Here is a 25,314-nt window from a genome sequence, read left to right on the forward strand (position 1 = left end):
CGCGCGAGCCCCTCGTTCCTGATGCGGTCCGGGAAGAACTCGATCCAGCAGAAGCCGTTCTTCAGTTTGCGCTCATCGCCGACCCGGCGCGTGATCCCCGCCTGCGCCCGGTAGCCGGCCCAGCGTGCGTTCGAGAACTCGTGCATCCGGCCGGTCTCGTTGCCGGTGAACGCCCACTCGTCGTCCCCGATCGTGAACACGCCCTCGTTGATGAACCCTTCGTCGTCGAGGTCGTAGCGCGCCGGCATGTGGTTCGTCCGGCCCATGATCTTGTCGCCTTCGAATACGACCGCCGCGCTCATGTCCCCGCGCCCCTTGACGATCACGCCCCACTCGCTCGACCCGTCGGTGAACTGGTTCCCGAAGACTTCCCACGAGACCTCGATGTCGTGGAATATCCGGTACTCCTTCCACTCGCGCCCGTGCTGCCAGTAGCCGTGGTCGAAGCCGATGAACCCGTCGACCTCCTCGCCCAGGACCGTGCCCTTCACCCAGTACGCGTGCGTCGTGTAGAAGAGCGGCTCGGTACGCATCGGCGCGTAGAACTGGAAGCCCGGCCCGGCGAGCGTGCCCTCGAGCGACAGCAGGTCGCCCTCGGACCAAGCGATCTTGTCGCCGTCGAGGTCGAGCGTGAGCGGTTGGTCGTCGCGCCCGGTCGCCTGCCCGAGCTTGTGCATGAGGTGCTCGCCCCACACGCGGCGCCCTTCGGTGAACTCGCGCTTGGTTTCGCCGCGCGTGCTCCGCAGCGCGCCCATGTCGAGCTTGAGCGTGCCGGGCGCCGTCGACATCAGCCACAACCCGCCGGTCATCGGGCCGATGAACTTCCGCTCGACGATGTACTGCGTGCCGTCGGATGTGGTGAAGCCGCCGTAGATGTACTGGACCTGGAGGTTGAGCCCGAAGCGCGAGTCGTGCGGGAGCATCTGCTCCAAGCGCGGTTCGAACGTGCCGACGACGGTCTGGTAGTCGAAGTCTCCGAACGGCTGCTCGGGCATGGCTCCCCCTCGGATAGCGATTCAGTAGATTTATATCACTGATTCAGGAAACCGGGCAAGGCTCAGGCGATCGCCCACCAGCGCAAACGCTCAGCCCGTGGGTCCTCGACGACGTGCTCGGCCAGATCGCGTACGAGCTCGTCGCGGAGGGCGCGCCGGGCGGGGTCTTCCCAGCGGTTCACGACCTGATGTGGGTCCTCGCGCATGTCGTACAGCTCGCCGACTCCTCCCATCTTGGGGTACGCGGTGACGAACCAGCCGTCCCGGTACATGCTCCGGAGCACGAGCTCGGGCGTGACCTGTGAGTCGTATTGGGTCAGCACGCGCTCGCGGGTCCCGTCGGCGACCGGCAGCACCGCGCCGTCCATCCAGCCGGGTATCGGAACGCCGGCGACCGAGCAGAACGTCGGCGCCAGATCGAGCAACCCGACGGGATCGGTGACGACGCCGCGAATGCTGTGCGGGTCGCGCCAGATCAGTGGCGCGCGCACGAGCCCGTCGAGGTGGAACGGACCCTTCAGGATCAACCCGTGGTCCCCGAGCAGCTCGCCGTGGTCGGTCGTGAAGAAGACGTGGGTGTCGGCGTCGAGCCCGCGGGCGACGAGGTGCGCGAGCAGCCGCTCGATGTTGTCGTCGATCAGCTCGACCATCCCGTAGGTGAGCGCGATCATCTCGCGCACCTGATCGTCGGTGAGATCCATCGGCGTGAATCCGCCGAGGCTCCCCTCGTGCGAGCCGTACTCGCCGCGCCAGTAGGCGCCGTACTGCCACGGCTTGCCGGCGAGCTCGGCGGCGATCGCCTCGCGGGTCGCGCGACGCGCGTTCGGCAGGGTCATCTCGCGCCAGTCGTATCGCCGCCCATACCCCGCCGGTGGGTTGAACGGGTGGTGCGGGTCGTCGAACGACACCCACGAGAAGAACGGTGTTTCGCTCCCGATCTCGTCGAGCCAGGCGATCGTCCGGTCGACGACCCAGGTCGACGCGTGCAGCTCGGCCGGCAGCATCGAATAGACGGATTGCAACGCGCCGGTGTCCCCGCCGAAGCCGTCGCGGAACGCGCGCATAGTCTCGACGAGCACGCGGTTCATCTCCTTCGGGCCGATCTGGTCGCGGACCCAGAGTGCGTGGTGGCCGGACACGAAGTGGTTGCAGTGCTCGATGAAGTCGAACCCGCGGTGCGGGCCATGCAGGTCCTCGCCGGTCGGGACGATCCACATGATCTGCTCGCCGTCGATATCGACGAACTGCGTCGTCATCACCGGGCGCTCGCCGACGCCGCGCAGGTGCTCACTGAAAACCGGCCGTGTGGTCTCGAAATGCATCTTGCCGATGTGCGAGGTCGCGTAGCCCGCGTCCTTGAGCACGTGCGCGACCGAGGGCGACTCGCGCGGCAGGCACACCCCGTTGTTCCACACGCCGTGGGTCCCGGGGTACTGGCCGGTCACGATCGTCGCGCGCGACGGCATGCACAGGACGTTCTGGACGTGGGCCCGCTCGTAGCGGATGCCGGCGGCGGCGAGCGAGTCGATCGAGGGCGTCCGGCACACCGTGTTCCCGTTGCATCCGAGCGAGTCGTAGCGCTGCTGGTCGGTCGTGATCAGCAGGATGTTCGGCCGCTTCGCTCTTACGTCCGCCACTTCGCTCCTTCCGATGCAGCCGCTTCTGCTCGCTCGCAGCCCCGCCTTGACTGGTTCTGCTCGTTCCAGACGTCACGTGCTCCAAAACCTACGCGACGCGTAGGTGGAGGGTCACGTTCGCCGTGACTGCGAAGAACCGGACATCGAAGGCCGCGCCCGACATCGCCGGTGCCTAGGCTCGGACTCGATGCTGAAATCACGCGCGCTCGCGCTCGCCGCCTGCACGAGGATCGCCGGCTCTCAACATGGCGTCGTCTCGGCGAGCCAAGCCGTCGGTGCAGGTCTCTCCGCACCGGGCATCCAGCGGCTCGTTCGAGCTGGGGCATGGACACGCGTCCACCCCTGCGTTTACGCCCTATGGACGCCGGGTCAGCAAGAAGCGCGCTTGCACCAGCGACTCAGCGCAGCTTCGCTGTGGGTCGGCTCGAAGGGTGCCGTTTCGCACCGTGCTGCGGCGACGATCTTCGAGCTCGACGGCGTGAACGTTGCGCCGGTCGAGGTGGTGACGATCGGCCGGCACCGCGCGACCGAACCCGGGATGATCGTTCATCGCGCGCGGACATTGGAGCCGGACGAGGTGGTCGTCCGGAACGGGATCCGCATGACTTCGGTGGTTCGCACCCTGCTCGATCTATGCGCGGTCGTTGATGGGCGGACGATCGAGCTGGCCGTAGAGTCGGCGCTCCGCGGTCGCATGGCGACGGTTGACCAGCTACGGGCAACGTTGATGCGTCGCGGCCGTGTACCTGGTCGTCGGGTGCTCGACGCACTTCTCGAACGCCATCCAGGGATCGCGACGGATAGCGCCCTTGAGGTGATCGTATGGAACCTGCTCGTAGCAGGCGGTCTTCCACCTCCGATGCGTCAATACGAGGTTCGATCCGAGCGTGGGGCGCTCGTGGCTCGGGTGGATCTCGCCTATCCGGCCGCGCTCCTCGCGATCGAGGCCGACGGGTACGAGTTCCATTCGAGCCGCCGCGATCTGCAGCGGGACCGCGCGAGGCAGAACGCGCTGGTCCGGCTCGGCTGGACCGTCTATCGAGTGACGTGGGAGGACGCGACACGCCACGCCGAAAGGGTGCGGTCCGACGTGGCGACTCTGCTGAGCCGAGCCGGCGTCTTGTGACCGAAAACCTGCGCCACGCGTAGGTTTTGGAGCACCCGACGTTCGGAGCGAGCTGAAGGGGCGCGATCCGGTCGCCGCGGAGAGCAGGTGCACGGAGGCTCGGCTCGGTGCGACGAAGCCAAGAAGCCGAGAGGCTCGTTCGGGGCTTGCTCGGAACCGGACCGAGCTATTAGACTAACTTAGTAAACTATTAGCCCGATCCCGGGCCGTTCGAACGGGAGGAGCCATGGCCCCCAGCCTCGTCACCAGGCAGCGCGGCAATTTCGGTCATCAGTGCGTCGTGGGCGCCTACGAGCCGAGCCTCGAGGACTCCTGGAACGAGAAGACCTACTTCGGCCTGGCGCTGTCCGGGAACTACATCTACGGAAGCTTCCGCGACGAGGACGGGAACATCTATGCCGCGATCCGGAAGTCCGGCGAGGAATCCAGCCGCGGCCTGTTCATCCAGACGACGCTGGGCGGGGGACACCTCGAGCTGCACGAGGATTCTTGGAAGTCCTTTCGCGGCGGCCCCATCGAGTACACGCTCAACGACAAAGAGATCGTGAGCGAGAGCCGCAAGGGTCTCCCCGGCGAGCCGTTCTCCTACCGCCAGCGCGTCGACGGCGGCGAGTGGGACGAGGGCGATCTGCTGAACCTGAGCGGCCCGACGATCGGCCCGGGACTCCACTGGTACGACCCGACGCGCGACGCCGGCGGCATGTACGCCTGCACGATGGTGCGCGCGAGCGGGACGATCCTCGGCCGCCGCGTCGAAGGCTTCTACGGCTACGACCAGCTCTACCTCCCACCAGGCCAGACCTGGAACATGGGCCCGTACTTCAACCGCATCCACGTCGCATGGCACGCGGTCATGAACGAGTACGACGACGGCACCTTCGAGGTCGGCCAGATCGGCTACGGCGCTGAGGACTGGGGTTTCGCGATGCTCGTCGGCCAGGACGGCGCCGTCGTGATGACGACCGACGTCGAGGCCGAGATCTCGCTCGACGAGAACTCCTTCGCCGAGCGCGTGCTCTACCGCTTCGGCGGCATCGAATGGGAGTGGAAGGCCGACCCGCAGGGCCAGATGAAGATGCTCGGGGCGGGTTCGGGTGCCGGCGTCGGCGGCCGCTTCTACCGAGGGTGCGACGGCCAGAGCAAGCGCGTCGGCGAGAAGCGCGGCATCAAGACCTGGTCGGGCTGGATGGAGACGTACAACGACGCGCGCCACCTGAACGCCTAAGATCCGCGCCGTGCGTCTCAACGAAGAGTTCGATGTCGATCGAGCCATGGTCGTGTTCGCGTATCCGAGCGCCGGCGACTTCGGCTCCGCCGGGACGGTGGCGGCATGGGCGAAGGAGGGCGTCGAGATCGTCTACGTCGTCGCCACCGATGCGGAAGCCGGCGCGAACGACCCCGGGATGACCACGGAGAAGCTTCGGGAGATCCGCCGGTCCGAGCAGCTCGCCGCGGCTCGCGTGCTCGGGGTGAAGGACGTCGTGTTCCTCGGTTTCGAGGACGGGAGCCTGGACCCGACGCCGGAGCTGCGCAAGGCGCTCGCGCGCGAGATCCGGCGACACCGGCCGGACGTGATCATCGCGCCCGACCCGGGGTCGCACTTCCTGAACATCATTGGTCGGGAATACCTCTCCCACCCCGATCACCCGGCGGTCGGCGAGGCCACGCTTCGAGCGATCGTTCCCGACGCCTCGACGCGACGTAGGTTCCCCGAGATGTGGATCGATGAGGGGCTCGAGCCGCACAAGCCCAAGGCGGTGCTGCTCCAGGGCGGCGGTGGGGATGCGATCACGGTCGACGTCTCGCACACCATCGAACAGAAGATCGAGGCTCTTCTCAGTCACACCTCGGCGTTCACCGACGGCAACGACCCGCTCCCCGAGAAGCTCCACGAAGGCATCGGAGAGCGCCTGCGGATGATGACGCGGAGCTCGGACCCGAGCTCGGGGATGGAGTACTCGGAGTCCTACCGGCTTATCCGCTTGTTCTGAGCACGCCGAGCCCTTCGAGCTCCTTCCGGCACTGCGCAGGATCCTGGAACAGGAAGGCCTGGATGCCCAGCGCCCGCGCCGGCGGGATGTTCTCCTCGAGGTCGTCGAAGTACGCGACCTGCTCGCCGGCGCGACCGAGCTTGGAGAGCAGCAGCTCGTAGATGCGCGGGTCGGGCTTCGCGAGCCCGACCTCGGACGAGTCGACCACGACATCGAGCAGCTCGACGGGAACAAGCCCGCGCCATGCCGACTCCTGCACGTTGTTCGTGAGGATCCCGAGAACGATCCCGCGCTCGTGCAGTTCGCGGAGCATGTCGAGCATCGCCGGCTGCGGGCCCTCGCCGGCGAGCAGCACCCCGAGCGCGCGGAGATCGATGTGGACGCCGTGGTCGTCTTGCACGCGCCGGCCGAGCGACTTCATCCAGTCGACGACGGACGCCTTGCCGAGCATCAGATCTTCCCACTCGGGCTCGTCGAAGAAGCTCATGATCGCGTCGGCGGGAAGCGCGTTGGCCGCTTCGAACTCGGCGACGCGATCGAAAGGCGGACCGGTCAGCACGCCGCCGTAGTCGAATACCACGGCGGTGACCCCCGCCGAGCGGCCGGTGCCCATCCGCGATCTAGACGGCGTCCAGGTGGAAGATCCGCACCGCGTTGCCCGCGCAGATCTTGTGGCGCTCGTCGTCGGGGATGTCGCCCATCTGCTCCTTGATCACGCGCTGCGTGTCGGGCCAGCTCGTGTCGGTGTGCGGATAGTCGGTGCCGATCATGATGTTGTCGATGCCGATCATGTGCCGAAGTTCGACGCCCGCCTTGTCAGAGATGTAGTTGACGAGGATCGACTGGCGGAAGAGCTCGGACGGCGGCGTGCCCGACGACACGCCGGTCCAGAAGCGGTGCTTCCGGAACGTGTAATCCGCGCGCTCGAGGAAGTAGGGGAGCCAACCGATGCCCGACTCCGCGGAGACGAAGCGCAACTTCGGGTAGCGGATCAGGATGTCCGAGAAGAGCAGCGTCGATACCACGGTCATGTTCGAAGCCGGCGCGAGGTGCACGAACACCGCGGCCGGCGAACCGACCCCGGGGTTCAGCACGCCGAGGTCCTTCTTTCCGGTGGCGATGTGGATCTCCGCCGGCAGGCCGGTCTCGGAAAGCGCTTCCCAGACCGGGTCCCAGCCCGGGTCGGTGAAGGGCAGGACCCCCGGGTAGCTCGCCGGAGCGGACGGAAGCGTGACGCCCTTGAGGCCCCGTCCGGCGATGCGACGAACCTCGTCCGCCGACGCGTTCAGGTCCCACAGCGGCAGGATGGCCAGGCCCAGCAACCGCTCTGGGTCCGGGGCGCACCACTCGTCGACCAGCCAGTCGTTGTAGGCGCTGGTCAATGCGGCGGCGTATTCCTTGTCGGCGAGCTCGATGAGCGTTCCGTTCGCGCCCCCGGGCAGCGTCGGGAAGCACACCTGCGCGTCGACGCCGTCGAGATCCATGTCGAGCAAGCGCTCTTTCGGGTCGTAGACGCCGGGCCGCATGTCCTTGTAGGTCTTGCCCTTGGGGGAGAACTCCTCGACCTTCTCGCCGGCCGCGTTGGCCAGGCCGCTCATCCGAACCGGCTGGCCGTCGAGGATCCAGGCGGAGCCTTCCTCGTCCTCGATCGCCTTCGGCGTGCGGTCCGCGAACTTGGACGGGAGCCGCCCGTCGAAGATCCCCGGCGGCTCAGTGATGTGATCGTCGGTGGAAACGACGCGGTACTCGCGAGCCATGGCAAGCCCCCTTGGCGGGATACGGTTAACTATATTAACCTTATCTCCGCCGAGGCCGTCAAGTCCCTCGAACGAGGAGGATGCGTGAGCGCCCTAACCGACGCTCTCGCGGCTGTTTCGCAGCGTTTCGGCGACCAGGAAGCCCTGGTCGACGGCGAACTCCGGCTCACGTTCAACGACCTGGAGGAGCGCTCGGCGCGGCTCGCCGGGTTCATCGCCGGCCGGGTGGCCCCGAGCCGAACCGTGGCGTTCTTGGGCCGGAACTGCTGGCAGCTGATCGTCGCGCTGTTCGCCTGCGCGTACACGAGGACCGTTCTGGTGCCGGTGAACTGGCGGCTCGCGGCCGACGAGCTCGAGGGCGTGCTCGCCGACGCGGCGCCGGGCTTGATCCTCGCCGGCGAGGGCATGGACGCGGCTCGCGACGGGGCGGTCGATGTGTCCGATCCGGCGCTGTTCGCCGCCGAGCCGCTGCGCGCGGGGGACGTGGGGGACCGCGAGCCGGTCGTTCAGATGTATACGGCCGGGTTCGGCGGCAAGGCGCTCGGCGCGCTCCTGACCCATGAGGGGCTCTTCGTCGCGGCAAAGCAGCTCGCCGAGGTGAATGCCCTCGGCGCGGACGACACCTATCTCACGACCGGACCGCTGTTCCACATCGCGACGATGGTCTCGAGCTTGTCCCTCCTGATCGCCGGCGGCCGCGTCGTGCTCATGGGCAAGTTCGATCCGGTGATCGCCGCCGAGACGATAGAGCGCGAGCGCGTTACCGGCCTGTTCCTGGTCGAGCCGATGACCACCAGGCTGCTCGACGCGATCGAACAACGAGGCACCGAAGTTCGATCCCTCCGACGCGGCGTCTCCGGACGATCGGCGGCAGCGGTGCGACTGCGCGAGCTCGCCGGAATCGAGACGTGGGGCGACGTGTACGGACAGACGGAGCTGACCGGCGTCGTGACCCGCCCCGCGCCCGGGGCTACCGGCACGCACGGCCGGCCGTCGCCGGTCGCGGAGATCCGGATCGTGGACGACGACGGCAAAGAGCTCCCGACGGGTGAGGTCGGTGAGATCGTCGTGCGCGGGCCGATGGCGATGCTCGGGTACGCGAACGACGACGCCGCAACGGACGACAAGATCCGGAACGGATGGCTGCATTCCTACGATCTCGGCCGTCTCGAGGTCGACGGGACGCTGTCTTTCATCGGGCCGAAGCGCTCTCTGATCAAGACCGGCGGCGAGAACGTCTACCCGGCCGAGGTCGAGGCCGCGATCCGTGCCCTGCCCGCCGTTGCCGGGGTCTGCGTGATCGGCCTGCCGCACCCGGAGTGGGGCCAGGTCGTGACGGTGGCGGTCTCCGTGCGCGCCGGGGAGCGGCTCACGCCGGAGGATATCGACGAGCATTGTCGCGGCGTGCTCGCCGGCTACAAGCGTCCCCGCCGCATCGAGATCGTCGACGAGATCCCCACGACGGCCGACGGACGCGTGGACCGCGAAGCGGTGATGGCCAGGCTGAACCTTTAGCGCGCCGGCTCGAGCAGCACGACGGGGATGCGCCGGGTCGTGCGCTGCGGGTAGACGGCGTGTCCCTCTCCCACATCATCTCCGTGAGTTTGTTCCTGCGTATCGCTGCCATCGGCGCCTCCCGTCAGACGCTGCGACTTGGGGGCTCGGCCGACCGGAACTGAGAGCGGAGCACAGCGTCGAACGTCCGGTCCGGCGTTATGCGCTTCATCGCGATCCCCATCCGCGCCGGAAGTCCGACCGGATACCGGGTTCGTGGCCTGCGTTTGGTGATCGCTTTCTCGATGACGGCGGCGACCTTCTCGGGGGTGATCGCCATGCGGGCCATCGGCCCGTCGTAGGCTCCTTTGACGGTGTCGGCCAGACCCTCCTTGAACGCGGCGTAGGGACCGCCGTCCGAGATGCTGGCGACGGCCGTGTCGCCGAACGGCGTCAGGACGGTTCCCGGCTCGACCACGATGATCTTGACACCGAACGGGCGGACCTCGAAGCGGAGCGCGTCGCTGATCGCCTCTACCGCGTGCTTCGTGCCGTGGTAGAAGCCGCCGCCGGGGAACGTCACCTTCCCGCCGATCGACGAGAGGTTCACGATCCGCCCCCAGCCCCGACGCCGCATGCCGGGGAGCACGAGCTGGCACAGGCGGATGAGCCCGAAGACGTTGGTCTCGAACTGACGACGCACCTCGTCCATCGAGAATTCCTCGACCGGACCTTGCAACCCGTAGCCCGCGTTGTTGATGAGCACATCGACCGCGCCGTCGGCTGCCTCGACGGCGGCGACGGCGCCGGACATCGAGGCTTCGTCGGTCACGTCCAGCGGCAACACTCGAGCGCCGGCGTCGCCGAGATCCTTGATCGTCTCGACCCGCCGCGCCGTCGCCGTCACCTTCCAGCCGCCGCGGATGAGGCGCTCGGCGGTCACGCGTCCGATCCCCGTCGAGCAGCCCGTGATCAGGACGCTCCGGGACCCGCCCTCGTTCCCCATCCGTACCTCCATTCCCCAATGCCACGAATGCTTCGGATGCCGGACTCAGGCTAGACTCGGTCCACGATGCAAGACAAGCATCCCAACGCGGCGCTGGTCGAACGCTTCTACGAAGCTTTCGCTCGCCACGACGGTGACGCCATGGTGGCCTGCTACCACGCGGAGGTCGAATTCTCCGACGATGTGTTCGGCAACCTCACGAGCGAGCAGGCGGCCGGTATGTGGCGGATGTTCTGCGAAACGGGCACGGATCTGCGGGTCGAAGCGAGTGACATCCGCGCGGACGACCGGAACGGCTCCGCCCGGTGGGACGCGTGGTACACGTTCGCGGCCACCGGACGCCCGGTGCACAACGTGATCCACGCCAGCTTCGACTTCTCGAACGGCTTGATCCGCCGCCACAAAGACTCGTTCAACTTCGCTCGGTGGGCCTCGCAAGCGCTGGGGACCCCGGGCAAGCTCCTGGGACGCACGCCGTTCCTCCGCAAGGCCGTGCGGCGCCGGGCGCACAAGACGCTGAACGACTACCTCCAGAGCAAGTCCTGACCCGGTAGCGTTCTCCGCATGCGCGAGGAGCAGGAGGCCGCTCCGGCCGGGTTCCACGTCGGCGGTGTCGCGGCCGTCTCGTCGGGCGTCCTTCTCTGGGCCGCGTCGACCGTGATCGTCAAGAGCTCGGACGTCTCGGGGACGACGTTCGCCGTCTGTCGGCTGTGGGTCGGTGTCGCCGCGCTCTGGCTCGTGAGTTTCGCGACCGGTCATCGGCCGACGCGGGAAGTCTGGCGCGCGACGCTCCTTCCCGGAGTCCTCTTCGCCGCCAACATCGCGCTCTTCTTCGAGGCGCTTCAGCGTTCGACCGTGGCGAACGTCACGCTGATCACCTCGATCCAGCCGGCGCTGGTTTTCCTCGTCGCGGGACGGCTCTTCCGGGAGCGCATCACATCGTGGGATGTCGGATGGACGGCCGCGTCGCTGGCGGGGATCGGGCTCGTCGTCGCCGGCTCGGCGAGCGAGCCCGGGTGGCATCCGTCCGGCGACGTGTTCGCGCTCCTGGCGATCCTGATCTGGACGGTGTTCTTCCTCGCGTCGAAGCGGATCCGCACTACCACCGGCACGATCGAGTACTTCACCGCCGTCCTCGGCGTGGCGGCGGTCGCGCTCACTCCGGTGATGCTCATCGCCGGCGGCTCGTTCATCGACCCGAGCGCGCGGGACTGGCTGCTGATCGTGATCGTTGCGATCGGCCCGGGAACGGTCGGCCACTTGCTCGTAACGTGGGCGCACAAGCACGTGGACGTTTCACTGTCCTCGGTCATCGGGGTTGCGCAGCCGGTGCTCGCGGCGGCCGGCGCCGCGCTGTTCCTCGGTGAGGAGCTCGTCCTGCTGCAGGTGGTGGGAGGCATCATCACCATCGTGTCGGTGGTTTCGATCGTTCGGCGGCGCCGGCGGCCGGCGCCGGTCATCGTCCCGGAAGGTGCTCCGTGACCGATCAGTGGCCTGGGTGGGTGAACCCCGTCGGATCGCGGGCGAGACTGTGGCGCCCGCCGGTCATCCCTGATTTCATCGTGATGTGACCTCCGTTGCTCCCTCGACCCGCCGCCGGCTCCTGCCGGTTGTGCTCTTTCTCGCGTCGCTCGGCGGGATCGTTGCCCTTCAAGTGATGCAAGGATCGGATGAGCCCGCCGCCGTGCGACCCCCTGTGCCTGCCGGGGTCGGTTCGATCCGGGCGTGTCCGCTCCCGACACAGGTCGCGATGCCGTCCTGGTACCCGAAGGACCTGCCGCTGCCTCCCGGCTCGTTCGCGTCGAGCGTCGACGCGGCAGGAGCCGGCATCCGGGTGGTCAGTCTGGTCGTCCGAGAACCGCTCGAGGAAACGATCCGATTCATCGGCCAGACCTGGGCGAAGCAGGGCTGGAAGCTCGGGCAAGGTGAGCGCGAGCGGTTCGAAGCCGAGAACGTCTTCTGGAAGTCCGATGTTCGCTACGGCCGCTTCCGGATCAACGTGCTCTGCAGCACCGAGTGGACGGCCGTCACCCTCGCGATCGCGGATCCGGCTTGGGATTAAGAGTGATGGGGGAGGAGGCGAAGCTCTTCTTCCACCGAAGCGATCGGAGGCGGTGTGCCGGAGCGGAGACGAGACGGCGACGTGTACGTCCTCGATCTGGGGAGGGACGCGAACCGCTTCCATCCCGACTGCCGAGGACGCGATCCGTGTGCTACGCGACGATCAGTCCGGCTCCCTCACGTGAGCCGACTCAAACGCCGGCAGCGACCTGGCGGTGGGTCGGGTCGCGGGGGAGCCCGTCGAAGCCGCGCCATGCAAGAGCGAGGAGATAGTCCACGAGGTCCTCACGCGGAACGCGCTTCGTACGAAGCCACCAGTCCGCGACCGACTGCGTCATCCCGATGAGAGCGCGCGCGTAGATCGGCGCGCCGGCCGGATCGAGGCCGGCGCTGCGCAGGAGATCCCCGACCGTTCGCGCGATGCCGTCGGCAAGGGTGTCCCAGGCGGACCCGAGCCGCGCATAGGTATCCGGATCGTTGCGGGCGCCTGCTTCGACGAGCATTCGGAATCCGTCGGCGCGCTCCTCTGCGAACGCGAAGTACGCGGAGAGCCCGTTGCGGAGCCTATCTTGCGGATCGGGCGCTGCCGAGAGTGCGACCCACAGCCGTCGGATCAGCTCCGAGAGATGCTCGTCGAGGACGGCGAGGTACAGGTCGCGCTTCCCGCTGAAGTGTCGATAGAGGACCGGCTTCGTGACGCCGGCCGCTTTCGCGATGTCGTCGAGGCTCGTGTGCTCGTAGCCGGCGCGAGCGAACCGGCGTCGCGCGGTCGCAAGGATCTGCTCGCGCCTGTCGGACGCTCGCATGCGCTGAGTCGCTCGGCCCTCGGACACTTTCGATAACTTTACTACAAGTAACTTATCGCCTCAAGTAACGTCCGTGTGAATCCTCGACGTCTTACCGGTTAGTAGCTAGACAGGGCTCAAACCGATGCAGTATGGTCGCTCGGCGGCGGTTCCCGGCCAAGATCAATAAGTATATCACTAGTAACTTACTGAGGGGGGGGGGCAGCGTGATCGCGTGGATCTTCCCTGGTCAAGGAAGCCAGTTCGTCGGGATGGGCGCTCATCTGTCGTCCGACGCTGCGCGCGAAACGTTCGCGGATGCCCGAGATGTTCTCGGATGGGATGTGCGGTCGGTGTGCGTCGATGGACCGTCCGAGGCGCTCGGCGAGACGCAAGTGTCCCAACCCGCGATCCTGACCCTGTCCGTCGCGATCGCCGAGTCGCTGCGGGCGACCGGTTCATCCCCCGACGTGGTCGCCGGCCATAGCGTCGGCGAGTTCGCCGTCCTGGTCGCGGCTCGCGCGATGTCATTCGAGGACGCGCTCCGCACGGTGACGGCCCGGGCGAGAGCGATGGCCCGAGCCGGACGCGAGCGCCCCGGAGGTATGGCTGCGATCCTCGGCCTCTCGCTCCAGGACGTCGAGCGGGCCTGCGCGGCCGCTCGCGGAGTGGTTAGCGTCGCGGGGATCAACGCGCCGACGCAGATCGTCGTCTCCGGCGAGTGTGACGCGGTCGATCAAGTCGCGGAAGCCGCCCGCACCAGCGGCGCACGTCGCGTCATCCCACTCGATGTCAGCGTTGCAGCGCACTCGCCCTTGATGGAAACCGCGGCGGACGAGCTGAGACGAGCGCTGGAGCACGTTTCGATCCACTCCCCCGCCGTCCCGTTCGTGTCCTGCGTGAGCGGAAGCCCGGCGGCCGACCCGAGCGAGATCGCCGGCCTCCTGTGCGCGGCGCTGACGCGGCCGGTTCGCTGGGTGGAAACCGTCCACGCGTTGCGCGCGGCGGGGACGAGTCGCTTCCTCGAGATCGGACCCGGCCGGATCCTGTCCGGGCTGGTGCGATCGATCCTGCCGGAGCCGGAGCCGGACGCTGCGGCCATCGGCGACGACGATGGGATCGAGCTCCTGGCCGGCGAGCTGACCGGAGGTCGCGCGAGATGACCTACGCGCGTATATCCGGGTGGGGCATGGCGGTGCCGAGTCGCGTCGTGACCAACCATGATCTGGCTCGAGAGATCCCCGGGGTCGACGAAGGATGGATCGTTCGCCGCTCCGGGATATCCGAGCGTCGGATCGCCGGCCCGACAGAAACCACGTCTACCCTCGCGACCGAGGCGGCGCGTCGCGCTCTCGCGTGCGCCGAGGTCGCGGCCGAAGAGATCGACCTGGTGATCGTCGCCACATGCACGCCCGACCGGCTGATCCCCGCGACGGCACCACTCGTCCAAGCAGCGATCGGCGCGACGCGTGCCGGTGCGTTCGACGTGAACGCGGCGTGCGCCGGATTCCTCATCGCCCTGGCGGCGGGGGAGGCGATGGTGCGGACGGGCTCGGTGCGACGCGCCGTCGTGATCGGCGCCGAGGTCATGTCGCGGTTCGTCGATCACTCCGACCCCAAGACGTGCGTGCTGTTCGGCGACGGAGCCGGGGCGGTGGTGATCGAGCGAAGCGAGGAGCCCGCGGGACTGCTCTCGCTGGAGCTGGCTGCCGACGGCAGCGGTGCGTCGCTCATCGAGGTCCCCGCAGGAGGAAGCGCGCGTCCCGCCTCGGCGGAGACGATCGCAGCGGGAGAGCATGCCATCCGCATGAACGGCCCCGAGGTGTATCGGGCCGCCGTCCGGGTCATGGCGCAGGCCGCGGAGCGTGCGGCCGAACGTGCCGGGTTCAGGGCGTCCGAAGCGGACCTGCTGATCATGCACCAGGCGAACCAGCGGATCATCGACGAGGTCGGTGTGCGCGTCGGGGTCACGCCCGATCGCGTGTTCTCCAACGTCGCGCGCTACGGAAACACCTCGGCTGCGTCGGTGCCGATCGCGTTGTGCGAATCGGCAGACGCGGGGTTGCTTCGGCCCGGCTCCCGGCTGGTTGTCACTGCGGTCGGGGCAGGCCTGACCTGGGTTGCCGGCGTGCTGCTGTGGACGGCGGCGACCGAGCCGCTGGCTCGGACCGAAGAACTTGTGGGCGTTTCGAGAGGAGAGCGATGAGAGAACTCGAGGGCAAGGTCGCACTCGTGACCGGCGCTTCTCGCGGCATCGGGCGCGCGTCCGCCGTGGCACTCGCCGGACGAGGCGCGTCGGTGGCGGTCAACTACCGGGAAGACAAGGAAGGCGCGGCGGAGACCGCGCGCGCCATCGAGGAGGCGGGAGGCGTCGCGCTCGTCGTCCGGGGCGACGTGGCCGACGCGGGCGACGTCGAGGCGATGTTCGGTGAGGCCGAGTCCGGGCTTGGTCCCGTCGAGATCCTCGTCGCCAACGCGGGCGCCACGCGCGACCGCGTGATGCTGAGGATGAGCGAAGAGGACTGGACGTCGGTCCTCGACGTGAACCTGACGGGGGTCTGGCGGGTCGTGAAACGCGCGCTCCGGCCGATGCTGCGGGCGCGGTGGGGTCGCGTCATCGCGGTTTCGTCGGTCGCCGGACTGCACGGCAACATCGGCCAGGCGAACTACTGCGCGGCCAAGGCCGGCGAGATCGGCTTGATCAAAGCGGTCGCGCGCGAGGTCGCATCGAAAGGCGTCACGGCGAACGTCGTGGCGCCGGGGTACACGGACACCGCGCTTTTCCGCGCCGTCCCGGAGGTGGCACAGGCAGCGGCGCTCGCACAAGTCCCGGCCGGTCGTTTCGGCGAGCCCGAAGAGATCGGCGGGGTAGTGGCTTTCCTCGCGTCGCCCCGCGCGAGCTACGTGAACGGTTCGGTCGTGGTGGTCGACGGTGGATTGTCGAGTTGAGGAGGCACGATGAGTGAGATCGAGAACGTGATCCGTACGCTGCTCACGCAGGAATTCAAGGTCGAGGAAGGCGGGATCAAGCCCGACGCGACGTTCGAACAGCTGGGGCTCGATTCGCTGGACGTGGTCTCGTTCGCGATGGCGCTCGAGGACCGTCTCCAGATCGAGATCCCGGAGAAGGAACTGGACGGCGTCGAGACCTACGCCGACGCGCTCGCGCTGCTCGAGCGCAAGGTGGGAGCGCGCGCGTGATGTCCGCCCCGGGTCGGGTCGTCGTGACCGGCATCGGGCCGGTGACCCCGGTCGGCATCGGCGTCGATGCCTTCTGGGAGTCGCTGATTCAAGGACGCTCCGGCGTGGGGAAGCTCGAAGGCTTTGACACGTCCGGCCTCTCGTCGCGGATCGCCGCGCAGGTACACGACTTCCGCGTCGAGGAACATCTCGAGCCGGCCGTGGCCCGGCGGATGGAACGCTTCGCTCAGCTCGCCGTCGCGGCCGCACAGCTCGCCGTCGCCGACGCCTCGCTCGATCTCGAGACGTCGAATCGTGCGCGGATCGGCTGCGTGGTTGGAACGGGCATCGGTGGGGTCGCCGCGTTCGAGGCTCAGGTGAAGGTCTTCGCCGAGCGCGGCCCGAGCCGCGTCAGTCCCCACCTGGTCGCCTTGATGATCCCCAACATGGCCGCCGGGCAAGTCGCGATGCGGCTGGGGATCACCGGTCCGAACGAGTGCACGGTGACGGCGTGCGCGGCGAGCGGCCACGCGATCGCGCGAGCGGTCGACTTCCTCCGCGCCGGACGTGCCGACGTCGTGCTCGCCGGTGGAGCGGAGGCGGCCGTCACGCCGCTGACCGTGGCCGGGTTCTGCGCGACGCGCGCGTTGTCGACGCGCAACGACGATCCCGAAGGAGCGTCGCGTCCCTTCGACGCCGGCCGCGACGGGTTCGTGATCGGCGAGGGCGCGACCATGCTGGTCCTCGAACGCGAGGACCACGCGCGCGCCCGCGGCGCGCGGATCTACGCTGAGGTCGCCGGCTATGGGCTGTCGGCCGACGCGCACCACGAAACCGCCCCACATCCCGAAGGCGCCGGCGGGGCGCAGGCCATGCGGGCTGCGTTGGAGGACGCCGCCCTCGCACCCGAGACGGTGGACTACATCAACGCGCACGGCACATCGACATCGCTCGGCGACATCGCGGAGACCCTCGCCATCCGGTCGGAGTTCGGCTCGCACGCGGACCGGCTCGCGGTGTCCTCGACGAAGTCGGTGACGGGGCACTTGCTCGGCGCGGCCGGCGCGACCGAGGCGGCGGCGACGGTGCTCGCGCTGGCCCGAGGGATCCTGCCTCCCACGATCAATCTGACCGATCCCGATCCCGCGTGCGATCTCGACTACGTGCCGCTCATCGCGCGGAAGGCGAACGTGCGCGTCGCGCTGACCAACTCATTCGGGTTCGGCGGACAGAATGCGTCGATCGTTCTGGTGGCGCACGATGGATAGCGAGCGGTTCGACGGACGCGTCGCTCTGGTGACCGGGGGGTCGCGCGGGATCGGGCGTGCGGTTGCCCTGCGTTTCGCACGCGAAGGCGCCGACGTTGCCGTCGGCTTCTTCCGCGATCGCGAGGCGGCAGAGAAGACGGTCGCCGAGATCGAGGAGATCGGCCGGCGGGGCGTCGCCGTTCGCGGCCACGTCGGCGACCCAGACAAGATCAGCGAGCTCGTCGCCTCCGCTCGATCCGAGCTGGGTCCGATGGACATCGTGATCAGCAACGCCGCTTCCGGGGTGCTGCGTCCGCTGGCCGAGATGGATCTGAAAGGCTGGCAGTGGACGATGGACGTGAACGCGCGCGCTCTCCTGCTGCTCGCGCAGGCGGTGCGCCCGGACATGCGCGAACGGGGCGGCGGTGCGATCGTCGCGCTGTCGAGCCTCGGATCGGAACGCTTCCTGCCAGCCTACGGAGCGGTCGGGGCCTCGAAGGCGGCGCTCGAATCGCTCGTTCGATACCTCGCCGTCGAGGGCGCCCCCGACGCGATCCGCGTCAATGCGGTATCCGCAGGGGTCGTGGACACGGACGCACTCCGTCATTTCCCCGATCGGGAGGGGATGCTGGCAACGGCGACCACCCGCACGCCGGCGGGTCGCACCGTGACACCCGAGGACGTCGCGGCGATCGTCTGCTTCCTGTGCTCGGAAGACGCATGGATGATCCGGGGCGAGACGGTGCGCGTCGACGGCGGCTACTCGTTGATCGCATGAGCGTAGCGACCGAGCGCCGAGCCGGGACGGTGATCCTTGCCGCCCCGATCGCGGGACGGGTGCGACTCTACCCGCCGAAGACGCTTTGCGGTGAGCTCGAGGTATTCGAAGCAGGGGAGACGATCGCAGGCGTCGATGGATCCGGGCGGATCGAGGCCCCGGCGCGCGGATTCGTCGTGCGCGCGCACGTCGCCGACGGAGCGCTCGTCGAGGCGGGAACGCCGGTCGCGACGTTCTCGCTCAAGGCATGAACATGCACGCGGTCAACGGTGGCACGGCCGTCGAAGCGCCGGAGGAGACCGAGCCCGCGCGCGACGCCCTGCTTCGGCGCCGCGGCGAGATGATCGCGGAGGGGCCTCGGCCGCCGCGGCCCCGGACCGCGCGCCGCCGAGCCGAAGCGCTCTGCGACGAAGGGAGCTTCGCCGAGCTGGATCCGTTCCGGCGCGCCCGGCCTTCGGGATACGCGGCCGTCAAGGCGCGTGACGGCGACGGTGTCGTCACCGGGTGGGGCACGATCTCCGGCCGGCCGGTGGTCGTCGTCGCGCACGATTTCTCGTTCGCAGGGGGATCGATCGGCGCCGTCTTCGCCGAGAAGATCACGCGCGCGCAGCGGCTGGCGCTGGAGCGTCGCTGCCCGATCGTCTACCTGAACGACTCCGGCGGGGCTCGCATCCACGAAGGGATCGAGGCGCTCCACGGCTGCGGGCAGATCATGGCACTGAACGTCGCCGCGCGGCGCACGATCCCGCAGATCTCGGTGATCCTCGGCCCCTGCGCGGGGGCCGCAGCGTACTCACCGGCGTTGACCGACTGGACCATCATGGTCGCCGGGCGGAGCCAGATGTTCCTGACCGGTCCCGAGGTCGTGCGGGCCGCCACCGGCGAGCGGATCGATCCCGAATCGCTCGGCGGTGCGGCGCTGCATGCCCGCGAGAGCGGCGTCGCCCATCTCGAAGCATCGGACGAGGATGAGGCGCTGGCCGCTGCGCGCCGGTTGCTCTCGTACGTGCCGCAAGCCGCCGGGGCCGACCTGCTGGAGCGCCTTCCTGCTCCGCCGCCCCCCGCGCGCGTGGCCGCGCTCCCCGACATCGTCCCCGCTCATCCCGGGACCCCCTTCGACATGCGATCTCTCCTGGCCGGGATCCTGGACGCCGGGGTGCTGTTCGAGCTGATGCCCGGAGTTGGGCAGAGCCTCCTGACCGGCCTGGCCCGGCTCGACGGTGTGCCGGTAGGCGTGGTCGCATCGCAACCCGCGCGACGCGGGGGTATCCTCGACGCGCGGACTGCGACCAAGGGCGCACGTTTCGTCGAGTTCTGCGGCCGGTTCGGCCTGCCGATCGTGACGCTCGTCGACGTGCCCGGCTTCATGCCGGGCTCGGCCGAGGAACGGCGGGGTGTGATCACGCACGGCGCGGCTCTGCTGGCCGCCTACGTGGACGCAGCGGTGCCGAAGCTGACCGTCATCGTCCGCAAAGCGTACGGCGGCGCCTACATCGCGATGGGGTCGCGCTCGCTCGGCGCGGCGCACACCTGGGCATGGCCGGGCGCTGAGATCGCGGTGATGGGGCCGGAGGCTGCGGTCGGGCTCCTTCACCGCCGCGAGTTGGCGACCGCGACGGACCCGCAAGCCGAGCGCCGAACCCTCGCCGCCAAATATCGCGCGACCGTCACGAGCCCGTTCGTCGCGGCCGAGGCAGGGGTGATCGACGAGGTGATCCTCCCCGAGGAGACGCGCACGAGGCTCGTCGCCGCGCTTCGCCTCGCTTTGAGCTAGACCGCGAGCGGATCACGGCGGCACGGTTGGGTCCCTTCGCTCACCGAACAAAGAAGTCCAGAGGCGGAGAAGGGACCTGAGCGAGCCCTGAGTATCCCAACACGAGCCGTCCGTCGTAATACGTCAGCTTGTTGCGGGCGTGTCCACGAACCGCGCGGATTCGGGTTCTAATGACGCTCGTTTGGTGCCCCCAACTGTACAGAATCCGAAAAACCCTCCCCGCTTACTTGGTGACCCGTTCGGGCTGTCCGAGAAGCACGCGAGGCCAGGCCAATGAATCTCGCTGGACATTCGTTGGAGGAGCGCTATCCTTACTCTAATCCTATAGTAAGGAGCAAAGCATGGATGTCCCTGCGACGGTGACCTCAAAAGGGCAAGTGACGCTGCCAAAGTCGGTGCGGGAGGCTCTTGGACTCAAGGATGGTGATCGAGTCCTCTTCCGTGTCCTAAAGGGCCGGGCCGTTCTTGCGAAGGTGCCGGATTTCCTCGAGTTGGCCGGCGCCGTGCCTGTGCCTCCGGCTAAGAGAGGGGCCTCCTGGTCGGACATCAAAGCGACGACCTGGCGCAGGCGCGCAGCCGCGAGAAGGTGAGGGCTCTCCTCGATACGAACGTCCTGGTCCGACATCTGACCGGAGATCCTCCGCAACAGGCGCGACGGGCGACCGCCTTGTTGCGCGCTCGGCACGAGCTGATCCTCACCGATCTGGTTTTCGCAGAGATGGTGTATGTCCTCGAGTCGTTCTATGAGAGACCCCGTGCGGAGATCTCGGAGATGGCGCGCGCTTTGCTCGCGCTTCCTTCCATCGCGGTGATGGACCACGATCTTCTTCTGCGCGCCGTCGAGCTTTACGAGCTCGTGCGCCTGGACTTCGCTGAGGCATACCTGGCGGGCTTGGCCGAGCTCACCGATGTGAGGCGCGTCGCGTCGTTCGATCGTCAGATTGATCGCGTAGAGACAGTCAAGCGGGTCGAACCCTAGAGGTACAGGTATTTCGACCACCGTCCGGATCGAGTTTCGTGTTCGCGCAGGTAAGCGCTGTGGTGCCCCAACTGGACGGTATCCGAAAATCCCTCCCCAACTGGAGGGCGACCCGTTCGCGCTTCGTCGACGTGGGGCGATCCGCGCGACCGCATAGGCCGGGTCAAAGGCCTCTGCCGCTCGGAAGCGCTCACGAGGTTGGCGCGTGCAACGAGCTGTGCGATCGCTCTCGAAAGAGAGCGGCGACCGTCTTCACGCGCAAAGAGGCTGCACGATGTAGGCGTCCACCAGATACGTCGTCGAGTCGGCGTACAGCCGCAGCGTGGCGCGCCAGTCTCCGTAGTCCTTCTCGTAATAGAGGTTCGTCTGGTCACGTCCGGCAAACCTCCATCCCGCCTCTTCCCAGACTGTGCCGTAGAAGTCGAACAGACTCGCCGGAGAAACGGAGTGGCTAAAGGTACGGATCGAGTGGGCTTCCTCTGCCCAAGCGGCGCTGCATGCTGTGTCCCGCGCTCCAATCAGCGACGTTCCAGGAAATGTTGCCAGAAAGGCGGGAGTCTCCTTCAGGGTCGCCAAGAACCCCGCGGTCTCGCTCGGGGGGGGCGAGAATCAGTAAGGCTCAAGAGGCCGTAGACTGCGGGCAGCGCCAGCAGGCCGAACAAGATCAGATGGGATCGTCTCATCGTCCTCAAGCGCCTTGTGGCTTGCTCCAAGAGCCCCCGCCCTGGGAGATCCAGGTGGATACCTGATCAGCGAGTCGAGCAGACACTTCAGGGCTGAAGAAGGCGTCCAGCAATCCTCCATAGCCCTGCGCCCGCAAAGCTGCACCGAACGATAGTCCGACGAGGTTGTTCTTGAGATCATTACAAGTGTCATAGGAAGGATGTCTGAGGTCCGACTCGTGCGAAAGTAGGACCGTCCACGCGACTGACTCGCCGAGTGCAACGGTCAGAAGCGCAGCTCCAATCGTGTGATAGAAGTGAATCGCCCCGGGTTTTGTAGAGGGCGTGGACCTATAGTGGTTGATGCGTTCATGTAGCCGGCTCCTACGATATGGCCTCCCTTCTGTTCGTGTCTCTGCGTGCATCTCAGGGCCTCGCTTATTGTCAACTTCACGGCGCGGAGTCGTCGTCGGCGATCGGCGTTGCATAGGCAGCTTCAAACTCGGCGGGTGGCACGTCGCCGATCGCGGAGTGGATGCGACGCCGGTTCCACCAGTCGATCCATTCCAACGTTGCGATCTCGACGTCTTCGAAGCGGCGCCATGGTCCACGGCGATGGATCAGCTCCGCTTTGTAGAGCCCGATGACGGTCTCGGCCATGGCGTTGTCGTAGGAGTCGCCGACGGCACCGAGGGACGTGGATCCCTTCCCGGCCGAGCTGCTTCCAGACCTTGCGCGCCCCGTAGACGCCGTAATTGTCGTCGTGGACGAGGCGAATCTGATCCACCAACCACTCGTCGGCCAGTTCCCGATCCGACGGCGGCCTCGTTCGAGCCGCATAGTAGGTCGACGGCTTGGCTTCCAGCACCCGACAGATCGGCTCGACCCCGAAACGACCTCGATGTTGCTCGATGTAGCGGTTCATCTCGTGCGGGGACGGTCGAGCTCCTTGGCGAAAAACGCTGATGCGGACTTTAAGATCTCGTTCGCGCGGCGCAGCTCCACGACTTCCTTGCGGAGCTCTCGAAGTTCGCTCTGCTCCTCTGTGGTCAACTTCGAACGGCCGCCCTTGTCGGCCGGCGCCTTGTTGACCCAGAATCGCACCGTGTTCTGCGACACGCCGAGCTTGTCCGCCACACGCCGGATCGCACCAGGCTCACCGATCTCAGCGACCATGCGCACCGCACGGTCCCGCAGTTCCCTAGGGTGTGAGTTTGGTCTGGGCATAAAGCCATCCTTTCGTAGCTTCACACCCTCCATCAAACCCGGGGGGCTTCAGGGTGTCCATCCCGAGCCGCTGCCTGGCACGGCGAACGGCGCGATCTCTCCCGGACGTCGCTTCGCGTCGACCGATCTCTTGACTCTGCCCTTGTCGCGTGGTCGCCCAACGGGACGCGACGTCCTATGGCGTCGCGGCGTTACGTTGACCGAGTAAGAGTTGGCCTTCCATGGCGGTTGCCGCCGTGTCACTCGAACCTTCTGCTTCTCCGACTTCGAGACTGCATTGGAGCGGCTGCCGCGGCGCTCATCCGCATGTGCTGGAAGTGTGGCTGATACTTGAGCCACCAGGCTCAACGACACGATGAACGAGGCTGCGGGACGGATGATCCTCACGGCGGACCCCCAGACGAAAGCCGCCCTTCATCAGCGGCCGACCAGACGCATTCCGGCGAGAACGTCGGCAGCTCTGCCGAGGCTCTTGATAGTTGGGCCAGCAACGTGAGAACTTAGTCTGCAATATCTTCCCCTCGACGCCTCGTTCTGCGGGCTTTGAGTCCAAGGTCCTAAGCGTGTCGAGCGAGGCGCTCGCGACCCTCGCCACAGTTGAGCCCGATTCGCCAGGACAACTGCTCACCAGTTTCACTCACGACAGGCGTCTCGTGGAGGACACGACATGGAGACAATGCGGAAATTGGTTGGAGCCTCAGGGTTTATGGTGGGCGGCCTCACGGGATCGTTGCAACACCTCCTTGATGATGGGAGCAAGGGGAGGTGGTTGGAGGTGGGGAAGAAGCGTCCGACCTGGAAGACCCGTCGCTATTGGCGGCTGCCCGACGAGCGAGCTTCCCGGTGAACACCTTGCCGTTGAGGGTCAGGATCTGCTCGGGGATGCCGTGCGTTCGCAACGCCGACACGAGCGCGTCGCAGACCGGCTTCGCGGTCGCGCGCAGCACAACCGTCGCGCACACGCAGAACCGTGAGTGGTCGTCGATGCCGGTGACGACCGAGACCTTGGTGCCATCGGCGAGATGGGCTTCCATGACGTCCATCTGCCACAGCTCCATCGACCGGGTGCGCTCCCAGCGGCGGTAGTCCTCGCGTTTGCGCCGGCGCTTCTCGGGCTCGATCAGCCCGTGACGGACGAGCGTTCGATAGATCGCCGAACGTGACGGCGGATCATCGAGCTCGCGTCGCAGACGGTTCAAGATCGTGCGCGGCCCCCCACGCCGGATGTGCTCGTCGCATCGAGACGATCTGCGCCTCCAGCTCCGCGCAGATCTGGTGCGGACAGCTGGCGGGCTTCGAGCTGCGATCGGCTAACGCAGCGAGTCCTTCGTTGGCGTAGCGCACCAGCCAGCGATGCAGCGTTCGACGATCTACGCCGAAGCGCAGCGCGACATCTGAGACGCCGGCGCCGGTATCGAGCACCTCGCGGACGGCTTGGTAGCGCTGCTCAACCATCGACAGCTCCCGAAGCATGCGGACCCCCTTGACTCGCGTTTCGCAGAGTCAAGGTGAGACATAGGAGCCGAGCCAGTGTCGCGGAGGAGCCGAAGCCGGGGCGTGGAGTGAGACAGAGGTGGCGAAGCCAGTGTGTGACAGAGCTACCGAACTCTTACATCGACCACCGTCCGGATTGGTGCCCCCAGCGGGATTCGAACCCGCGATCTCCGCCTTGAAAGGGCGGCATCCTGGGCCACTGGACGATGGGGGCCGCGAGGGATTCTAGCGCCGGCCTAGCTCTTCCCAGCCTTCGCGCGACGTTGCGCTCGCGCCGCTCGCTCATTCTCGAGCCTCTGCTCGGCGTCCTCCGGCGTCGGGGCCGTGCCGCCGAGGTGCGCCGGCATCCACCAGCGGTCGTCGTCGCTGCGCGGCTCGGCGGGATAGGCAGCCTGCGCCTCGGCGAGCAGCTCGTTGATCCGCTCCATGAGACGGTCGGTGATCACCTGCGCGTCCTCGTCTGGCGCCGCGTCCATCGGCTTCCCGACGTTCACGACGACCGGGATCCCCCGCTTGAAGTTCTTCGGACGCCACTTGGTGAGGATGCGTTGCGTCCCCCAGATACCGACCGGGATCAGCGGCGCGCCCGTCTCTTGCGCGAGGCGCACGGTGCCGGTCTTGCCGCGGCGCGGCACGAACGAGGGGCTGATCGTCGCTTCGGGGAACATGCCGATGATCTCGCCGCGAGCGATCTCGTCCTTCGCGGCGGTCAGGCTGTCCTTGGCCGCGCCGTCGCGATCCACCGGAACGTGCCCCATCTGGCGCATGAGCCAGCCGACCCCGCGCTTGTCGAAGATCTCCTTCTTCGCCAGGAAGCGCACGCGGCGGCCCTGCTCGCGCGCGGCGTAGCCGGAAAACACGAAGTCCAAGTATCCGATGTGGTTGGAAGCGAGCACCGCCGGGCCGTGCGTCGGGACGTTCTCGCCGCCGATCACCGTCACCGACCACTTCATCGTCTTGAGCATGCCGAGCGCCGCTCCGATAACCGTCGTGTAAACGCGTTCTCCCATCACTGCTCCTTCTTGATCAACGCGGTCCCCACCCGGCGCTCGTCAGAGTAATGCCCCCGGGGCTTCCCCGAAAACTGACGGACCCCGCGGCATCGCCGCGGGGCCCTAGAG

27 protein-coding genes, 1 tRNA gene and 2 pseudogenes are annotated in these 25,314 nt (G+C 67.4%); 17 read left to right on the forward strand and 13 right to left on the reverse strand.

The window, feature by feature from the left end; genetic code table 11:
- Together WEB06_21280 and WEB06_21285 are read right to left on the reverse strand one after the other, a co-directional pair.
- Window positions 1–995 (reverse strand): hypothetical protein (locus WEB06_21280; protein ID MEX2558154.1); only part of this gene is annotated, 995 nt, incomplete at its 3' end.
- 62 nt (window positions 996–1,057) lie between these two features.
- Window positions 1,058–2,632 (reverse strand): sulfatase-like hydrolase/transferase, encoded by a 1,575-nt coding sequence (locus WEB06_21285; GenBank protein ID MEX2558155.1) that lies wholly within the window; start codon window positions 2,630–2,632, stop codon window positions 1,058–1,060.
- A 187-nt stretch (window positions 2,633–2,819) separates the two neighbouring features.
- On the opposite strand from WEB06_21285, the gene WEB06_21290 reads away from it, so the two are divergent.
- The 3 genes from WEB06_21290 to WEB06_21300 all read left to right on the forward strand — a co-directional run bounded on the left by WEB06_21290 (window position 2,820) and on the right by WEB06_21300 (window position 5,749).
- A complete protein-coding gene (locus WEB06_21290) occupies window positions 2,820–3,758 on the forward strand; it encodes a type IV toxin-antitoxin system AbiEi family antitoxin domain-containing protein (GenBank protein ID MEX2558156.1) in 939 nt (312 codons plus the stop codon).
- Window positions 3,759–3,984: 226 nt separating this feature from the next.
- Window positions 3,985–4,983: a hypothetical protein gene (locus tag WEB06_21295; GenBank protein MEX2558157.1), complete on the forward strand. Its 999-nt coding sequence runs from the start codon at window positions 3,985–3,987 to the stop codon at window positions 4,981–4,983.
- Between the two features lie 10 nt (window positions 4,984–4,993).
- Complete coding sequence (locus WEB06_21300; protein ID MEX2558158.1) at window positions 4,994–5,749, forward strand: PIG-L deacetylase family protein; 756 nt, start codon at window positions 4,994–4,996, stop codon at window positions 5,747–5,749.
- Here WEB06_21300 and WEB06_21305 read toward each other — a convergent pair.
- Window positions 5,733–6,362, reverse strand: coding sequence for an HAD family phosphatase (locus tag WEB06_21305; GenBank protein ID MEX2558159.1), 630 nt, complete (start codon window positions 6,360–6,362; stop codon window positions 5,733–5,735). The genes WEB06_21300 and WEB06_21305 overlap by 17 nt on opposite strands.
- Before the next feature lie 7 nt (window positions 6,363–6,369).
- Entirely contained in the window at window positions 6,370–7,506 is a 1,137-nt protein-coding gene (locus WEB06_21310; GenBank protein ID MEX2558160.1) for an amidohydrolase family protein, read from the reverse strand.
- Between the two features lie 84 nt (window positions 7,507–7,590).
- Between WEB06_21310 and WEB06_21315 the strand changes: the two genes are divergently transcribed.
- Window positions 7,591–9,021 (forward strand): AMP-binding protein, encoded by a 1,431-nt coding sequence (locus WEB06_21315; protein MEX2558161.1) that lies wholly within the window; start codon window positions 7,591–7,593, stop codon window positions 9,019–9,021.
- A gap of 124 nt (window positions 9,022–9,145) precedes the next feature.
- Here WEB06_21315 and WEB06_21320 read toward each other — a convergent pair whose 3' ends face one another.
- Window positions 9,146–10,018: an oxidoreductase gene (locus tag WEB06_21320; GenBank protein MEX2558162.1), complete on the reverse strand. Its 873-nt coding sequence runs from the start codon at window positions 10,016–10,018 to the stop codon at window positions 9,146–9,148.
- A 54-nt stretch (window positions 10,019–10,072) separates the two neighbouring features.
- On the opposite strand from WEB06_21320, the gene WEB06_21325 reads away from it, so the two are divergent.
- From WEB06_21325 to WEB06_21335, 3 genes are all read left to right on the forward strand, one after another.
- A complete protein-coding gene (locus WEB06_21325) occupies window positions 10,073–10,552 on the forward strand; it encodes a nuclear transport factor 2 family protein (protein ID MEX2558163.1) in 480 nt (159 codons plus the stop codon).
- A gap of 18 nt (window positions 10,553–10,570) precedes the next feature.
- Window positions 10,571–11,488, forward strand: coding sequence for a DMT family transporter (locus tag WEB06_21330; GenBank protein MEX2558164.1), 918 nt, complete (start codon window positions 10,571–10,573; stop codon window positions 11,486–11,488).
- Window positions 11,489–11,573: 85 nt separating this feature from the next.
- Window positions 11,574–12,068 carry a hypothetical protein gene (locus tag WEB06_21335; protein ID MEX2558165.1) on the forward strand — a complete coding sequence of 165 codons (495 nt, stop codon included), beginning with the start codon at window positions 11,574–11,576 and terminating at the stop codon, window positions 12,066–12,068.
- 190 nt (window positions 12,069–12,258) lie between these two features.
- Here WEB06_21335 and WEB06_21340 read toward each other — a convergent pair whose 3' ends face one another.
- Window positions 12,259–12,873, reverse strand: a complete 615-nt coding sequence (locus WEB06_21340; GenBank protein MEX2558166.1) for a TetR/AcrR family transcriptional regulator — start codon at window positions 12,871–12,873, stop codon at window positions 12,259–12,261.
- A gap of 206 nt (window positions 12,874–13,079) precedes the next feature.
- Between WEB06_21340 and fabD the strand changes: the two genes are divergently transcribed.
- The 10 genes from fabD to WEB06_21390 all read left to right on the forward strand — a co-directional run bounded on the left by fabD (window position 13,080) and on the right by WEB06_21390 (window position 20,810).
- Complete coding sequence (gene fabD, locus WEB06_21345) at window positions 13,080–14,015, forward strand: ACP S-malonyltransferase (protein ID MEX2558167.1); 936 nt, start codon at window positions 13,080–13,082, stop codon at window positions 14,013–14,015.
- Entirely contained in the window at window positions 14,012–15,058 is a 1,047-nt protein-coding gene (locus tag WEB06_21350; protein ID MEX2558168.1) for a beta-ketoacyl-ACP synthase III, read from the forward strand. The genes fabD and WEB06_21350 overlap by 4 nt, the downstream gene beginning before the upstream one ends.
- On the forward strand, window positions 15,055–15,801 hold the full coding sequence (locus WEB06_21355; GenBank protein ID MEX2558169.1) for a 3-oxoacyl-ACP reductase family protein: 747 nt from the start codon (window positions 15,055–15,057) through the stop codon (window positions 15,799–15,801). The genes WEB06_21350 and WEB06_21355 overlap by 4 nt, the downstream gene beginning before the upstream one ends.
- 9 nt (window positions 15,802–15,810) lie before the next feature.
- On the forward strand, window positions 15,811–16,053 hold the full coding sequence (locus WEB06_21360; protein ID MEX2558170.1) for an acyl carrier protein: 243 nt from the start codon (window positions 15,811–15,813) through the stop codon (window positions 16,051–16,053).
- Window positions 16,053–17,300, forward strand: a complete 1,248-nt coding sequence (gene fabF / locus WEB06_21365; GenBank protein ID MEX2558171.1) for a beta-ketoacyl-ACP synthase II — start codon at window positions 16,053–16,055, stop codon at window positions 17,298–17,300. Before WEB06_21360 ends, fabF begins: the two co-directional genes overlap by 1 nt.
- The gene (gene fabL / locus WEB06_21370) at window positions 17,293–18,057 is read left to right on the forward strand and encodes an enoyl-[acyl-carrier-protein] reductase FabL (protein MEX2558172.1); all 765 of its coding nucleotides are present in this window, start codon (window positions 17,293–17,295) and stop codon (window positions 18,055–18,057) included. Before fabF ends, fabL begins: the two co-directional genes overlap by 8 nt.
- Complete coding sequence (locus tag WEB06_21375) at window positions 18,054–18,308, forward strand: hypothetical protein (GenBank protein ID MEX2558173.1); 255 nt, start codon at window positions 18,054–18,056, stop codon at window positions 18,306–18,308. The genes fabL and WEB06_21375 overlap by 4 nt, the downstream gene beginning before the upstream one ends.
- Window positions 18,305–19,831: an acyl-CoA carboxylase subunit beta gene (locus tag WEB06_21380; protein ID MEX2558174.1), complete on the forward strand. Its 1,527-nt coding sequence runs from the start codon at window positions 18,305–18,307 to the stop codon at window positions 19,829–19,831. The genes WEB06_21375 and WEB06_21380 overlap by 4 nt, the downstream gene beginning before the upstream one ends.
- 377 nt (window positions 19,832–20,208) lie before the next feature.
- On the forward strand, window positions 20,209–20,421 hold the full coding sequence (locus tag WEB06_21385; protein ID MEX2558175.1) for an AbrB/MazE/SpoVT family DNA-binding domain-containing protein: 213 nt from the start codon (window positions 20,209–20,211) through the stop codon (window positions 20,419–20,421).
- The gene (locus tag WEB06_21390; protein ID MEX2558176.1) at window positions 20,418–20,810 is read left to right on the forward strand and encodes a PIN domain-containing protein; all 393 of its coding nucleotides are present in this window, start codon (window positions 20,418–20,420) and stop codon (window positions 20,808–20,810) included. Before WEB06_21385 ends, WEB06_21390 begins: the two co-directional genes overlap by 4 nt.
- Window positions 20,811–21,062: 252 nt before the next feature.
- Here WEB06_21390 and WEB06_21395 read toward each other — a convergent pair whose 3' ends face one another.
- The 7 genes and pseudogenes from WEB06_21395 to WEB06_21425 all read right to left on the reverse strand — a co-directional run bounded on the left by WEB06_21395 (window position 21,063) and on the right by WEB06_21425 (window position 25,203).
- Window positions 21,063–21,386 carry a hypothetical protein gene (locus tag WEB06_21395; GenBank protein ID MEX2558177.1) on the reverse strand — a complete coding sequence of 108 codons (324 nt, stop codon included), beginning with the start codon at window positions 21,384–21,386 and terminating at the stop codon, window positions 21,063–21,065.
- A gap of 536 nt (window positions 21,387–21,922) precedes the next feature.
- Window positions 21,923–22,285, reverse strand: coding sequence for an integrase core domain-containing protein (locus WEB06_21400; GenBank protein ID MEX2558178.1), 363 nt, complete (start codon window positions 22,283–22,285; stop codon window positions 21,923–21,925).
- Window positions 22,200–22,397 (reverse strand): annotated as a pseudogene (locus WEB06_21405) (IS3 family transposase). The gene WEB06_21400 and the pseudogene WEB06_21405 overlap by 86 nt, the downstream one beginning before the upstream one ends.
- On the reverse strand, window positions 22,394–22,732 hold the full coding sequence (locus tag WEB06_21410; GenBank protein MEX2558179.1) for a transposase: 339 nt from the start codon (window positions 22,730–22,732) through the stop codon (window positions 22,394–22,396). The pseudogene WEB06_21405 and the gene WEB06_21410 overlap by 4 nt, the downstream one beginning before the upstream one ends.
- An 803-nt stretch (window positions 22,733–23,535) precedes the next feature.
- Window positions 23,536–24,172, reverse strand: a pseudogene (locus WEB06_21415) (helix-turn-helix domain-containing protein).
- Window positions 24,173–24,330: 158 nt separating this feature from the next.
- A tRNA-Glu gene (locus WEB06_21420) sits at window positions 24,331–24,407 on the reverse strand.
- Window positions 24,408–24,429: 22 nt separating this feature from the next.
- A complete protein-coding gene (locus WEB06_21425; protein ID MEX2558180.1) occupies window positions 24,430–25,203 on the reverse strand; it encodes a lysophospholipid acyltransferase family protein in 774 nt (257 codons plus the stop codon).
- Window positions 25,204–25,314: the final 111 nt, after the last annotated feature.

The sequence above is a fragment of the Actinomycetota bacterium genome (assembly GCA_040905475.1).
Lineage (GTDB): Bacteria > Actinomycetota > AC-67 > AC-67 > AC-67 > DATFGK01.

Excerpts from the sequence above, each read along its gene's own strand:
- WEB06_21310 (MEX2558160.1), bottom strand. The coding sequence starts at position 7,506 with ATGGCTCGCGAGTACCGCGTCGTTTCCACCGACGATCACATCACTGAG.
- WEB06_21295 (MEX2558157.1), top strand. The coding sequence starts at position 3,985 with ATGGCCCCCAGCCTCGTCACCAGGCAGCGCGGCAATTTCGGTCATCAG.
- fabL (MEX2558172.1), top strand. The coding sequence starts at position 17,293 with ATGGATAGCGAGCGGTTCGACGGACGCGTCGCTCTGGTGACCGGGGGG.
- WEB06_21410 (MEX2558179.1), bottom strand. The coding sequence starts at position 22,732 with ATGGAGGGTGTGAAGCTACGAAAGGATGGCTTTATGCCCAGACCAAAC.
- WEB06_21290 (MEX2558156.1), top strand. The coding sequence starts at position 2,820 with ATGCTGAAATCACGCGCGCTCGCGCTCGCCGCCTGCACGAGGATCGCC.
- WEB06_21375 (MEX2558173.1), top strand. The coding sequence starts at position 18,054 with ATGAGCGTAGCGACCGAGCGCCGAGCCGGGACGGTGATCCTTGCCGCC.
- fabF (MEX2558171.1), top strand. The coding sequence starts at position 16,053 with ATGTCCGCCCCGGGTCGGGTCGTCGTGACCGGCATCGGGCCGGTGACC.
- WEB06_21325 (MEX2558163.1), top strand. The coding sequence starts at position 10,073 with ATGCAAGACAAGCATCCCAACGCGGCGCTGGTCGAACGCTTCTACGAA.
- WEB06_21350 (MEX2558168.1), top strand. The coding sequence starts at position 14,012 with ATGACCTACGCGCGTATATCCGGGTGGGGCATGGCGGTGCCGAGTCGC.
- WEB06_21330 (MEX2558164.1), top strand. The coding sequence starts at position 10,571 with ATGCGCGAGGAGCAGGAGGCCGCTCCGGCCGGGTTCCACGTCGGCGGT.
- WEB06_21320 (MEX2558162.1), bottom strand. The coding sequence starts at position 10,018 with ATGGAGGTACGGATGGGGAACGAGGGCGGGTCCCGGAGCGTCCTGATC.
- WEB06_21360 (MEX2558170.1), top strand. The coding sequence starts at position 15,811 with ATGAGTGAGATCGAGAACGTGATCCGTACGCTGCTCACGCAGGAATTC.
- WEB06_21380 (MEX2558174.1), top strand. The coding sequence starts at position 18,305 with ATGAACATGCACGCGGTCAACGGTGGCACGGCCGTCGAAGCGCCGGAG.
- WEB06_21305 (MEX2558159.1), bottom strand. The coding sequence starts at position 6,362 with ATGGGCACCGGCCGCTCGGCGGGGGTCACCGCCGTGGTATTCGACTAC.
- WEB06_21340 (MEX2558166.1), bottom strand. The coding sequence starts at position 12,873 with ATGCGAGCGTCCGACAGGCGCGAGCAGATCCTTGCGACCGCGCGACGC.
- WEB06_21425 (MEX2558180.1), bottom strand. The coding sequence starts at position 25,203 with ATGGGAGAACGCGTTTACACGACGGTTATCGGAGCGGCGCTCGGCATG.
- WEB06_21355 (MEX2558169.1), top strand. The coding sequence starts at position 15,055 with ATGAGAGAACTCGAGGGCAAGGTCGCACTCGTGACCGGCGCTTCTCGC.